Genomic DNA, 13209 nt, shown 5'->3' with positions numbered 1-13209 from the left:
TGCCCGTCACAGGCTGCGCGTCACTGTGCCTGGCCTGCGGATAACAGGCAGGCCGGAAACGCTGGGACGAATTTTAGAAGCTGATGGAGAGTGTCGCGTCGAAAGTGTGTCGCGCAGCGCCACGGGCAACCTGCCCCCCATAGGCTGCTCCGAGCTTGGCGGCATCGCTCAATGCAAACGAGAAGCCTGCCTCCAGAAGCAATGTGTCTGCCGCAATGGGCGCACCGGCAACGCTGAAGGCATCGCCTCCCGCCAGTGCATGGCGCGCCAGGGCCACTTCATTGTCAAATGCATGCTGCCAGCCGATCGCCCCGTGTAATGCGCCGCTGAAGACGTCGAGACTGACATCGCGCTCCATGCGCATTCCCAGCGTTGTGAATGTGACATTGCTGGTCTGCGCGAGCGCCTCCAGAGCTGCAGCGCCGCCCTCTTCCGCATAACCGCCAGACGAATGGGAGATGTGAGCAATCCCGGCAAAAGGTGTGACCCTCGCCACAGGCGTCTCTACCCGATAGCCCAGCTCTCCAAAGCCCTGCGCCGTTCCGGCGTCATACCCTGCAGACAGGGCATCGCTGAACCCCGCAAACGCGACCGAGCGGCGCACATCCACTTCATGTCGGGTATAGGCGAACCCGCCGCTGAACGTGAGCGCCTCCCACTGGCGTCCACCATAGATGCCGAGATGGTAGTTATCGCCGCTGCCAGCCGAAGCTCGATCTGCCGAGCGAAGGGATGAACGGCTGTACCCCGCCATGAGCCCCAAATTCCAGCCAGCGACCTCGGCGTCAGCCCCCAGCAACAGACCACGCGTATCATGCGTGTATTGCGCCGCGTTCCCATCGCTGGAAAAGTTCTGCCAGGAGCCGAAACCCATGCTCCAGAACTCCGGCGCAGATGCGGGCACCCCGATCCCGAATGCCCTCCGGACGCGCTCCGAAGCCGCGTCCCGCAAAAAGCTGCTGTCGGCGATGAAGCCGCTTCTGATCGATCCGTATATTTCTCCGGAGATCGCGTCGAATGCACCTGGCGCCTGAGCGTCACTCAGGCCAAGAATGGCGTCAAAAAGCTGATTGCCGCTCCCCAGTCCTTGCGCTCCAATGGCTGCAACACGCTGATTGTGTGTTTTTGCCAGTTCGGAAAAGTCCGTGTCATTGCGCGAAAGAGTGAGCAACACAGCGTCGGGATCGTAGGCAAGCGCGGCATCGAGGAAGGCGAAATTCTCCGTCACTCCACTGAACGCACCGCTCACACCACCCGTTGCGGTCAGGATCGTGTAGGTTGTCGCGGGATCATAGGTGGAACCGTCGTCCGTCCCGTTTTCGGCGCGCACATTCACTGTTCCACCATTGATAAAGGCATGGCCCGAGACCGCCAGCCGATCGCCGCTTCCGGCATTGTCCACTTCGACTTCAAAGAGTGAGCCGTTTTCGAAGGTCGCGTTTCCGGAAACGCTTTGTGTCCCGATGGAGTTGCCGGGTTTTAGAACACCACCTGAAGCCACGGTCAGCGCTCCCAGGTCGCCGGAGCCGCCAAGCACCCCGCGATTGAGGACTTCAACCGCGCCACCCAAAGCGCCATTGCCGCCCACTCCGACGATCAGCGCACCATCGACAACCCTGGTTGTTCCGTCAAAGCCGGAACCATCGCCCGTGTAAACAAGCGTTCCCGCCCCCTGTTTCTCAAACCCGCCGGTTCCTGAAATGCTGCTGGCGAGAACGGAGCTGTAGTCGCTTCCGCCGGTGATCAGCGTGTTGGCCTGCAGACTGATATGCGCACCAGCAACACCGGCAAGTGACCCTATCGTTTCATCGTCATCAAGCCGAAGCACGCCGCCCTGAAGCTCGACCGCGCCCGTATCGGCAAGCGCGTCACCGCCCTTGAGAACAAGCGTTCCCGCCTCAACAATCGTGCCACCGGTATGAGTGTTCGCGCCGTGAAGCGTCAGAGACCCGTTGCCCTGCTTGATCAGGCCACCCGAACCGCCAAGAGCGTAAGCGCTGTGAACCGAGAAGCCCTGCGTGTCGATGTAAGCGCCACCCGCGGAGATTGTGACGTCACCCGCCTCAAACCCGGCAAAAAGGTTGTACTGATTGGCAGTAAGCCGCAGAACTCCGCCATCGAAAGTGAGGCTTCCGTCCCCGGACGTTTCGCTGACCTGCCCGGTTTCCAGAACGCCTCTCGCCCCCGCCGCGCCAGAAAGCCTCAGCGTACCGGACGCGTTGCTGAACATGCCCAGCTCGACCCGGTCGGCAGAGACAAGCGCGCCCTCGGAAATTTCGAGCATCCCCTCACCGGCGCGGCCAACGACAAGGTTCCCGTCAACCTCCCAGTGAGTCCCGGAGCCTGAAACCAAAGCCGTCCCACGACCGGTTGCGTTTGTCCCGAGAAATACAGAGCCGGACTGTACGACGCCGCCATCCTCAATGGTCAGCGCGCCTTTGCCAGTTCGACCGACCTCCAGTCCGTCATCCAGACGCCAATTCGACCCAGCTCCGGAAACCAGCACCTCGCCAACTGCGCTCTGGGCGTATCCGATGCGCGCATCGCGGCTTTCGACAAGTCCACCATTTTCAATGGTGAGCCCACCCTTTCCGAAACGGCCAATCTCCAGCGTTCCGGCGCTGAGCCACGACGACCCGGCACCAGTGACGAGAGCCTTTCCGGTCGTCCCGGAACCCCACCCGATCTGACTGTTGTAGCCGCTGACTACGCCTCCATTGCTGATAATCAGGGACGCATCATCCCCGCCGGACGCAGCCACCACAACGTGCCCGGCCGTATGGGTAATGCTTCCGCCATCGACCGCAAGTACACCTTCATAAACGGTCGTTCCGGATTGATAGCGATTGTGTCCGGTGAGCGTCAGCGTGCCCGAGCCACGCTTGAGCAGACCGCCAACACCTTCGAGACCAACAGACGTCGCAACCGAGTGTTCCTGCGTGTCGATATAGGCATTCGAATAGCCGATTCTGATGTCACCATCGTCAAAGCCCGCAAAGAGGTCCGCCTCATCGCGCGTCAGGCGAAGAATGCCGCCGTCAAAACTGATCGTTCCGCCGCCCGCACCAACACTGACCTGACCGGTTTCAAGCACGCCGCGATCAGCTACTGATCCATGAAGCCAGAGCTGCCCCTCGCCCGAAGCCCTGGCGCCAAGCTGCACGTCGGTCGCAGACGCAAGGCCTCCGTTTTGCAGGATCAGCATTCCAGCACTCTGATCACCAAGGATAAGGCTACCAGGAAGCAGCCACGGGCTCGGTTTGGTTCCCGTGCCATCGCCATCGACGGTTTCCATGGAGCCATCGATAATTTCCTGCGCCCGACCGTGTCCCACCACCGCAACGACACTGAAGGCGACCAGGGCCGTGCTTGCCCACAGCCGCCTCTTTCTGATTGCCTCCGCGCCGCTGGAAACACGACCGCTCGATAGCGTTTTTAATTTCATGGGACGCCCTGACTTTCCGGTATTCGCAAATTACAAATTCGACCGGAAGCTACTGGCAGGCGTTTTATTTAGCTACATGAATTGATTATCACTTTCATGATGACTTATCATTTTCATTTCTGGTTTCAGACATTCAGCCAGCGCGCAGTTTTCCACGTTTTCAGGGGCAGGACGATCAATGCGGCAAAATGGAGATGCACCGGAATGGCGCATGGTCGGAGGCAATGCGATTGCCATTCCCGGTGCACATGGAAGGGTGGAGCGCCTGACATTCGACAATGGTGTCGCCATCTATCGGTCGGAGATCGAAGCCGAAGCAGACTGCCGTTTTACCGTGACAAACCGGTTGCCCCAGCCGTGGATCGGCTTCTCTGTCCAACTCGCCGGCGGCGCAGATTTCAGCACCCCCATCGGGACCACGGGCCCCATGGCCGAGAACACGCTGAGCCTCATGAGGGTTGGGCCCTCCGGCTTCATCCTGGATGTTCGCGCTGGAACGTTGATACGGCATACCGGCGTGGCCATCTCGCTACGCCTTCTCAAACGCCAGCTAAACGGAAATCAGCCGATGAGGCTTGCCCCCTTCATGGCGCGTGGCAAATCACTGGAGCGCCTTGAGAGCATTCCGCTTCCAGCCGGCGTCAAGACGCTGGCCACAAGCCTCTTCGGCCCCAGCATAGATGGCCCGTTGCGGGCCATGACCATTGAAGGCCTGGGCAAGCAGCTTTTCAGCCAGGCGATGACCGCTTTCTGCGAATATGATCCGGACGGCGAGATGTTTACCGAATGGGAGCTTATGCGCTTCGATGAACTTGTCGCCCATGTGAAAGACAATCTGAACGACGGTGCGGCTGCACGAAACTTTGCAACGCGCGCAGGTCTCAAGATCGCGCGGGTGGAGCAGATGTTCAAGGTGTTGCGCGGCGTGAGCCTTGCCGCCTTTCTGCGCACCGAAAGACTGCGCACGGCCCGCCGCCTGCTGCTCGATGAAAAGTGCCAGGTCAGCGAAGTAGCCTACCAGTTGGGATACCGGCATGTCGCCAATTTCTCACGCGCCTACCGGGCTCAATTCGGAGAATCACCGGCAACGACGCTGCACAGACCGAGACGAAAAACACCGCGCGGATAGTCTGGGAAAACCGTCCGTTTCAAGCGGAGTTGGTATGGCGACAGGAAGCTCAGGCCCCGCCCTGCCGCTCCATCTCGAACGGAGCAATCACCGGCGCCCCGTTCAGTTCGCCAAACTCTGCGTCCACGCCGTAGGTCGCGCGGATGGTTTCCTGAGTCAACGCGTGCTGCCAGGGCCCCTCGGCAATAAGCTGCCCCCTGTGCAGCAGGGCGATCCGGTTGGAGAAGCGCGCCGCCAGCGCCAGATCGTGTATGGCGACCAGAATGCCGACACCCCGCTCGCGCACCTGATCGGCCAGAAACCGCAGGGTGAAAAGCTGGTTGCCAATATCAAGGGCGCTCGTCGGCTCATCGAGCACGATAAGCGGCGTCTGTTGCGAAAGGGCGCGCGCAAGCATGACGCGCTGGCGTTCTCCGCCGCTGAGCGCATCAAGGGAGCGGAACGCAAGGCTGGAAAGATTGAGCTTTTCCAGAACTTCCTCCACCAGCGCAATGTCGCGCGCGCCCGGGCTCATACCCATATAGGGCGTTCGCCCCAGAAGACAGGCATCGAAAACGCTGACCGGAAAACCGTCCGGCGTGCGCTGGGGAACATAAGCCACGAGCCGCGCCCGCTCCCTTGCCGAAATGCCAGCGATGTCGCGCCCGTCGAGCAGGACCCGGCCGCTTTCGAGACGCGTCTGACCGAGCATCGCGCGGACCAGCGTGGATTTGCCGGCGCCATTTGGCCCTACCAGACCGACGATTTCGCCAGGTCCTACCCGTAACGATATGCCGTCGAGAACGGCGTTGTCGTTCAGCACCCGCCGCAGATTGTGCGCTTCAAGAAGGGTCATGCGAAAGCCTCCCGCCGCCGCGACACGATCAGGTGCAGAAAGACCGGAACACCAACGAAGGCAACGACAATGCCCACCGGAAGGACCGTCGGGCTGAAAGCCAGCCGCCCGATCGTGTCGGCGGCCAGAAGAAGCACTGCGCCGCAGATTGCTGCGAAGGGCAGCAGAAGCCGGTGATCACCGCCGATCATCATGCGTGCCAGATGCGGCCCGATCAGTCCAACGAACCCGATGACGCCCACAAAGCTGATGACCGAGGCTGCGGAGACGACGGAAAAGAGAATGGCGAAGGTGCGCAGACGGCGCACATCGACGCCCAGCGAACGCGCGACATCATCGCCGGCGACGGTGAGTGCGTTGAGCTGCCAGGCTCTTGCCTGGATCGGAATGAGCACCGCGAAGAGAACAGCGGCGCACAGACCGACCGCATCCCACTGCACCCCGTTGAGGCTGCCAAACGTCCAGTGCACGACACGGGCCAGCTGCTCTTCGGTGGCGACAAACTGGACCGCAGCGGTCAATGCGCTGAACAGATACATCAGCGCAATGCCGGTGAGGATCATCGCCTGTGCCCCCATGCCCCGCCACCAGCTCAACGAAAAAACGGCCAGCGCGCACAGAAGCGCGCAGACAAAGGCCGACAGGGGGACGAAATAGACGCCTGCCGCCTGAAGACCGATACCGAACATGATGGCGACGGAAGCCCCGAAACCGGCAGCCGAGGACACGCCGATCGTATAGGGGCTGACGAGCGGATTGCGGGTAATGGCCTGCATGAGAACGCCGGACACGGATAGGGCAGCGCCGGCCACCAGCGCCATCACCACACGCGGCAGGCGCAGGTAAAGCAGAACCCGCGCCGCCTGTTCGTCCGATGATCCTGGCAAATAGCCGAGGCTTGCCCGCTCCATGAGAACGAGCGCAAGCGTTCCGACACTTGTATCGTTGATGCCACGTACGGAAACCGCTGCGGCGGCAATCATCAAAAGCGCGAATGACAGGGCGATCAGCAGAATGCGTCGCCGTCCGCCCTCCCGATACCGGGCGGCAAGGCCCCTGCCTTTTTCGACCGAGGCGGCACCTGTACCCCCGGCTTCGGTTTCAAGCGTATCGGTCATCGGCCCCGCCCCGTCATGTCAGCTTGCTCAGAAGTCGCCCTGATAGGTCATGCCCGGCTGATAGGGCAGTCCCTGGAAGTCCTCGATCCAGCGACGCATGGCCTCTTCCGGATCGACATCCTTGAACAGCTCTGGATGCGCCCATTTGGCGATCTGCAGCGCGCCGGTGATCTTCGAGGAGCCGCCGGCGAGGTAGTAGTTGATGACGTGGACGTTCTTCGCCTCTGCCGCCGGGGTGGCGCGGATGTCCTCACGCGCCATAAGCCCGTCCCATGTCGCCTTGTACTGCTCTTGGGGGATGGTCGTGTAAGCGCCCGGTTCCAGCTTCACGATCAGCGACGGCACGCGCGCGACCAGTTCCTCCGGATCGATGGTGAAGGCGTTGGGATTGCCACGCGCGGCCGGCTCGTCCTCAATGACGATTTCGCCAAAAACGTTCCTGCCACCACCGGCTTCGATCATGTCGTGCCAGCCAGAGCCCGGCGTGACCGTCACCAGCGGGCGCTTCTCCTCCAGATAAACCGGCACCGGCTCGACGCCCTCAAGCCGCTCGGCCAGAAGCGCTTTGTAATCCTCATAATAGGCGGCGAGATCGGCCGCCCGCTCTTCGCGACCGAAGAGCTTGCCCATCAGCTTGACGTTCTCGACATGCTTGAGCGTATCCCAGGAGGTTACGACCAGAACCGGAATTCCGAACGGCTCAAGCTGGCGCGCCGCCTCCTCGTAAACGCCGTTGCGCGGCAGAATGACGAGATCCGGCTTCTTGGCGATGATGGCCTCGTAATTGGGCTCGCTCTGCCCCTGGCCCACCACGTCGTCGGGGCCGAATTCCGGCCAGTAGGCAGGATCGCGATAGGTGCTGGCGCCGGTGCCAACCACCTGCTCGATGGCGCCGATGGCGCGTGCGAATTCAACCGAATAGCGGTTGAAGATCACAGCGCGCTTGACGGGCAGGTCGACATCGACCTGACGCCCGACATCATCGGTAATGGTTTCTGCGAAAGCGGATTGGGAGAGTGACAGCGCGACAATGGCAGCGCCGAGAACGGACTTGAACAACATGATCACCTCGATCGACACGGGGCGCCGGGAGGTGCGTGAAAGAGCGCCCGCATCGACCGAATGCGCCGCAGGGCGTCCTTGCACCCCGCGAGACCGGTCTACGCTACCCTCTTGCCGGACACCTCGCCGACAATTGCGTTTGCGCCAAGGCCGGTCTCCTGGCTCGCGGCTCAAGCGTTCGAATATCCCTTCCCGGCCGACTGACCAGTGGATCGATACCGAACTCGCCGCCTACAGTTGCGAGGGCAGCCGCAGACTGGGACGAACCCGTCCTGCGTTCCCGTTTCATCCGACGTTGCGGAACCGTGGCGCGCAATCGTTAACCTGATCTGACCTGCAAGGCCAACCGTTTTCCTCCCCGCCGCTACCATTACCTGTTTAAAGTCCCGCGAAGCCGCTGTTTGCGACCGGTCGGCTCATAGGCGAAATCGGCGACAACGCGTCCCCCAAGCAGGTGCTCTTCAATGATGCGGTCTATCGCATCCTCATTCACGCCACCGTAATAGGTGCCTTCGGGAAATACCTGAAGAACCGGCGCGAGATTGCAGGGGCCGAGACAGGTTGCTTTCGCGGTCATGGTGCCATCCCCCGTGTTGCGCAGGTTCAGTTCCTTCTGCCGGTTGCGCAAATGACACCACAGAACGTCCGCCCCGGCAGCGTTGCACGCCCCGCCCTCACACACCAGAACCCGCCTTTTCTGCGCCGGCACCAGAGAGCCTTCCCGCACCGGAGTTTCAGCGGGAGGAACGGCCGGCTCCTGGACAATGTCGCCGATGAGACCGCCAAGAAGCCGTTCAAAATGTGCACTGCGGGCAATGTCGGATGCTATGCGGATGGGTGGCCAGCCGCCGGATGTTTCGGCTTGCCAGCGCCGGAGCGATTTCGACAGCCAGTTCCGGAAGCTCGGCTCCATCGGAAGCAGGAGCGGGACAATCACGATCTCAGAATGATGTTCTGCCCGCAGCTCCAGAAGTGCGGACCGCAAGGACGGCGTCCCCTGTTCGGAGAAACAGTACTGAACCGCCGTCACACCTTCAAAACCTGCGGCCATTTCAGCGAGGCGCGCCATCTCGCCATGAGGTGCAGCAGCAAAAGCCGACTTTGCAAGAAGCAGGATCGCGCGGCTTCCCTGCCCTTCATTCAATAATGCATTCGTATCCACTGCCATTCCTCGAGCTGATGCGATCGGGAACGGCAGGGAGATCGCGCGTCGGAACCGGATATTCCGAAGCACGAGCTCCTGTGGCATATCCCGACCACGGAACTTCACACGATCAGGCAGGTCTCCTGGCTTGCGGCTCATCACAGCTTCACCCGTCTTCCCGGCATAACGCCAGTGACATGATCGGCAAAGCGGCTCGTCGCTCACAGTTGCGGGTCAGCTCCGGATTTGAACCGGATTCCCTCTTAGCCGCCGACCGAGACAGGTCTGCCGACGGAACCTTGACCGCTTCGAAAAGTATACTCAGACCCGCGCCTGTCAACCGTCTGCCGGCCGACCCGCGCGCGCACATGGACCAACTCCGGAACAGGATTTCCCGACAGCTAAAATAGAGAGGCACATCACCCTTCAGGCAAGACGTAAAGATATAAACATTTCTTTATATCATTCTTGACTTTCCGCCGCATTGCGAGGAATCTGGGCGCGTCGTGGTTCTCGAACCTGCCTTCAGGCGGATTCGGGCTAAGAGGGAAGCCGGTTCAAATCCGGCGCTGCCCCCGCAACTGTCAGCGGCGAGCCGAAATCCATTCAAGTCACTGGACAGACGTCCGGGAAGACGGATCAAGGCCGAGACCCGTGAGCCAGGAGACCTGCCATGACGAAACAACGTCAACGGGCGGGGTGTCCGGTGTTCGTCATGCGGCGGCCGTTCAGGCCGCGGTCTGCGTACGCCCCCCCCCCCGCCCCAAACAGCATCGGGTGTGCCATGTCTGAACGTTCAATTCCTGTCTCCACGCTCGGCGTGCCGCGTATCGGCCGCCGCCGAGAACTGAAACTCGCCCTTGAAAGCCATTGGTCCGGCAAAAGCAGCGCAGAAACCCTTCTCCAGACTGCAAGGGAACTCAGGGCCGAGAACTGGAAGGAGCAGCGCGATCGTGGCGTTGCAATCATCCCTTCCAATGATTTCTCACTCTACGATCAGGTACTGGACACCAGTGTGATGGTCGGCGCGGTTCCGGCAGACTATGGCTGGCAGGGTGGCCCGGTGCCGCTTGACGTCTATTTCGCAATGGCGCGCGGCAGCCAGGGCTCCAGGGATGCGGGATGCGGGCACCCCGGCGGCCACAAAGCGCAGGAAATGACCAAATGGTTCGACACCAATTACCACTACATGGTGCCGGAATTCTCCGACGACCAGGTCTTCGCCCTCTCCTCCACCAAGCCGCTGGATGAGTTTCTTGAAGCAAAAGCGCTCGGCATCCATACCCGGCCCGTACTCCTTGGTCCGATCACCTTCCTCAAACTCGGCAAGTCCAGCGATGCAGGCTACGATCCGCTTGCGCTTCTGCCGCGCCTGCTGCCTGTTTATGAAGAACTGCTTCGCAAGCTGAAGGAGGCCGGAGCGGACTGGGTACAGATTGATGAGCCGGCCCTCGTCACCGACCTCATTCCCAACGAACAGGATGCCTATCGGCTTGCCTACCGGAAGCTTGCAGCCGCTACCCCAGATCTCCGGATCATGCTTGCAACCTATTTCGGCGGGCTCGGCGGCAATCTGGAAACCGCGCTTTCCCTGCCTGTGGCCGGCCTTCACCTGGACCTCGTTCGCGCGCCGGAGCAACTCGACGCGGTGCTCGCCGCTGCGCGGCCGGATCTGGTTCTGTCGCTTGGCGTGATCAACGGCCGCAACATCTGGCGCGCTGATCTGGCTTCCCTCGCAGACAGGCTCGGGCCCGTCGTCAAGGCGCGCGGCGCAGCGATGGTCCAGCTCGCTCCGTCCTGCTCGCTGCTCCATGTACCCATCGATCTGGAACTGGAAACCACGCTCGACGCCGACCTGCGCTCCTGGCTTGCATTCGCCCTGCAGAAAATGGACGAGCTTCATGTGCTCTCCGATGTTCTGTCCGGGAACGGAGCAGACGTTGCCGGTGCCCTGAAAGCAGCAGCCGATGCCGTCGCCGCGCGGCACGCCTCCCCCAAGGTCAGCGACCCTCTGGTTCAGGGCCGCATGGCGCGGATCAACGACGAGATGAAGACGCGCGGCGCCACGTTTGTCGAGCGCCAGAAGCTACAGGCTACCCGGCTCGGCCTGCCCGCCTTTCCGACCACCACGATCGGCTCCTTCCCGCAGACGCCAGAGGTTCGCAAGGCAAGAGCCGCACATGCACGCGGCGAGCTTAGCTTTGTCGACTACGACACATTCCTGAAGAAGGAAACCGAAGCGACGATCCGCTGGCAGGAGGACGTCGGCCTCGATGTGCTGGTCCATGGCGAGTTCGAGCGCAACGACATGGTTCAGTATTTCGGCGAGCAGCTTTCCGGCTTCGCCTTCACCCAGCACGCCTGGGTGCAAAGCTATGGATCGCGCTATGTCAGACCGCCGGTTATCTACGGCGACGTATCCAGGCCCACTCCGATGACCGTTTCGTGGTGGCAGTATGCCCAGTCGCTGACGGACAGGCCGGTCAAGGGCATGCTGACTGGCCCTGTGACCATTCTCAACTGGTCTTTCGTGCGCGACGACATTCCGCGTAGCGAGACCTGCCGGCAGATCGCGCTTGCCATTCGCGACGAGGTCCGTGACCTTGAGGCAGCGTGTGCGCGCATTATCCAGATCGACGAAGCGGCCCTGCGCGAAGGCCTGCCGCTACGCCATGCGGACTGGAAGCACTATCTCGACTGGGCAGTGGAGAGCTTCCGCATTTCGGCCAGCGGGGTTTCGGATGAAACCCAGATTCACACCCATATGTGCTATTCGGAGTTCAACGACATCATCGACGCCATCGCCGCCATGGACGCGGATGTGATCTCCATCGAGACATCGCGCTCGAGGATGGAATTGCTCGATGCCTTCAAAACCTTCAAATATCCCAATGAGATCGGACCAGGCGTCTACGACATCCACTCGCCGCGCGTCCCCGAAATTGGTGAGATGACGGCGCTGCTTTCGCTGGCGCGCCAGCGCCTTGCCGGGGAGCAGATCTGGGTCAATCCGGACTGCGGCCTGAAGACCCGCAAATGGGACGAAGTGCGTCCCGCCCTGGTCAACATGGTTGCCGCCGCCCGCACGATGCGCACCGAAAACGCAAGCGCCTGACACCTGTAAACGCCGCCGGCTCTCAAGGCCGGCGGCGCACCGGACTTAGGGGAAGGCCATATCAACAGGTCCTGACCCTAAGCCCCGATGGCACTCTCATAGCGCTCGGCCACCATCTCCCAGTTGACGAGACCTTCCAGAAAAGCATCGACATATCTGGGACGCAGATTGCGATAATCGATGTAGTAGGAGTGTTCCCAGACATCGCAGGTCAACAATGCCGACTTGCCTTCTGTCAGCGGCGTGTCGGCATTGCCCGTCTTGGCAATGGCGAGCTTCTCGCCATCAAAAACGAGCCATGCCCATCCGCTTCCGAACTGCGCAATGCAGGCCGCCTTGAACTCTTCCTTGAAACGGTCAACCGACCCAAAATCGGCGATCAGGTGCTTTTCGAGATTCCCCGGAACCGCGCCGCCGCCACCGGCCTTCATGCCAAGCCAGAAATGGCTGTGGTTCCAGTGCTGGCCAGCCTGATTGAACAGGCCGCTTTCGGCCGGCTTGTTGGCGCTCGTCAAAATGACCTCTTCAAGGCTCATGTCCCGATAGGGGCTGTCTGCCGTTAACGCGTTGAGCTTGTCGACATAGGCCTTGTGGTGCCTGCCGTGATGGAATTCGAGGGTCTCTGCGGACATGTAAGGCGCAAGCGCGTCCATTGCGTATGGAAGTTCTGGAAGCTGAAACAAAAGTTCGATCCTTTGTGCGGAGATCTGATCGTGGGATCACGAAAGCGGGCAGTGCGGGCAGTTGTCCCGCGCAAGTTCGGCATGTCGGGCAATGCGAAAAACGCTGAATGCGGCGTTGCGAACCGGCTCGACGATGCGATCAAGTTCCCTTGGCGGCGCATGGCGTTCGTTGAGGCGCACCGTCAATTCAGCCAGCGCGTTACGCAGATTCCGGACGCATGAAATGCGCAGTTCGAGCGGCGAGGCCGGGTTCTGCGCCACCGCGAGAAGGCGCTCATAGGCGCGCCGGCAATAGGCCTCCGCTTCAGCGTTCTCACCAAGAGCCCGCGCCAGTTCGGCGAGATTGTGGCAGGAAACATTGTAGATAATCGGCGCCGGCCGCGCATCGTGCTCCGCCGCGACCGCATCAAGCAAGCGTTCAGCCTCTGAGAGCGCCGCCTCATAGCATTTGCGCGCAGATGCGGTATCGCCTCCCCTGTAAAGAGCATTGGCTTCTTCGGTGAGGGTGCGCCAGCGCAGGTCGAAAGTCGGCCCGAGAGACGCTGGCGGCACCGCCCCGGAAGCCGGACCATTGATGTGTGGCTTCATGTCATGCGCCCTCACGCAATCTGCCGAACAGCAAGGCAATGAGCGAACGGGAAAACACCCCATCCGGAGCGAGCGGAACTGAAGAAAAAT

At 61.2% G+C, this 13209-nt stretch carries 9 protein-coding genes and 3 riboswitches; of the genes, 2 read left to right on the top strand and 7 right to left on the bottom strand.

All coding sequences use genetic code 11. The features are described 5' to 3' along the window. Positions 1-73 precede the first annotated feature (73 nt). Positions 74-3445, bottom strand: coding sequence for an autotransporter outer membrane beta-barrel domain-containing protein (locus tag AC4PTT_RS06225; RefSeq protein ID WP_492162307.1), 3372 nt, complete (start codon positions 3443-3445; stop codon positions 74-76). A 211-nt stretch (positions 3446-3656) separates the two neighbouring features. Between AC4PTT_RS06225 and AC4PTT_RS06220 the strand changes: the two genes are divergently transcribed. Continuing rightward, positions 3657-4574 carry a helix-turn-helix domain-containing protein gene (locus tag AC4PTT_RS06220; protein WP_492162306.1) on the top strand — a complete coding sequence of 306 codons (918 nt, stop codon included), beginning with the start codon at positions 3657-3659 and terminating at the stop codon, positions 4572-4574. 49 nt (positions 4575-4623) lie between these two features. Here AC4PTT_RS06220 and AC4PTT_RS06215 read toward each other — a convergent pair whose 3' ends face one another. The 4 genes from AC4PTT_RS06215 to AC4PTT_RS06200 form a co-directional block, all read right to left on the bottom strand. Beyond that, complete coding sequence (locus AC4PTT_RS06215; RefSeq protein WP_492162305.1) at positions 4624-5409, bottom strand: ABC transporter ATP-binding protein; 786 nt, start codon at positions 5407-5409, stop codon at positions 4624-4626. Continuing rightward, positions 5406-6527 carry a FecCD family ABC transporter permease gene (locus AC4PTT_RS06210; RefSeq protein WP_492162304.1) on the bottom strand — a complete coding sequence of 374 codons (1122 nt, stop codon included), beginning with the start codon at positions 6525-6527 and terminating at the stop codon, positions 5406-5408. Before AC4PTT_RS06210 ends, AC4PTT_RS06215 begins: the two co-directional genes overlap by 4 nt. 27 nt (positions 6528-6554) lie before the next feature. Next, positions 6555-7589: an ABC transporter substrate-binding protein gene (locus AC4PTT_RS06205; protein WP_492162303.1), complete on the bottom strand. Its 1035-nt coding sequence runs from the start codon at positions 7587-7589 to the stop codon at positions 6555-6557. A gap of 131 nt (positions 7590-7720) precedes the next feature. Further along, positions 7721-7912: riboswitch (cobalamin riboswitch) on the bottom strand. 47 nt (positions 7913-7959) lie between these two features. Then, positions 7960-8751, bottom strand: coding sequence for a (2Fe-2S) ferredoxin domain-containing protein (locus tag AC4PTT_RS06200; RefSeq protein WP_492162302.1), 792 nt, complete (start codon positions 8749-8751; stop codon positions 7960-7962). Between the two features lie 99 nt (positions 8752-8850). Beyond that, positions 8851-9050, bottom strand: a riboswitch (cobalamin riboswitch). 173 nt (positions 9051-9223) lie between these two features. Continuing rightward, positions 9224-9423, top strand: a riboswitch (cobalamin riboswitch). A 94-nt stretch (positions 9424-9517) separates the two neighbouring features. Here AC4PTT_RS06200 and metE point away from each other — a divergent pair. After that, entirely contained in the window at positions 9518-11848 is a 2331-nt protein-coding gene (gene metE / locus AC4PTT_RS06195) for a 5-methyltetrahydropteroyltriglutamate--homocysteine S-methyltransferase (RefSeq protein WP_492162301.1), read from the top strand. 77 nt (positions 11849-11925) lie between these two features. Here metE and AC4PTT_RS06190 read toward each other — a convergent pair whose 3' ends face one another. Continuing rightward, positions 11926-12480 carry a superoxide dismutase gene (locus AC4PTT_RS06190; protein WP_492162300.1) on the bottom strand — a complete coding sequence of 185 codons (555 nt, stop codon included), beginning with the start codon at positions 12478-12480 and terminating at the stop codon, positions 11926-11928. Between the two features lie 87 nt (positions 12481-12567). After that, a complete protein-coding gene (locus AC4PTT_RS06185; protein WP_492162299.1) occupies positions 12568-13119 on the bottom strand; it encodes a DUF2753 family protein in 552 nt (183 codons plus the stop codon). Between the last annotated feature and the right edge of the window lie 90 nt (positions 13120-13209).

It is taken from the genome of Nitratireductor sp. WH36-1 (genome assembly GCF_058725515.1).
Note: the sequence above shows the minus strand (reverse complement) of the source record. Positions and strands in the feature narration are given on the sequence as shown.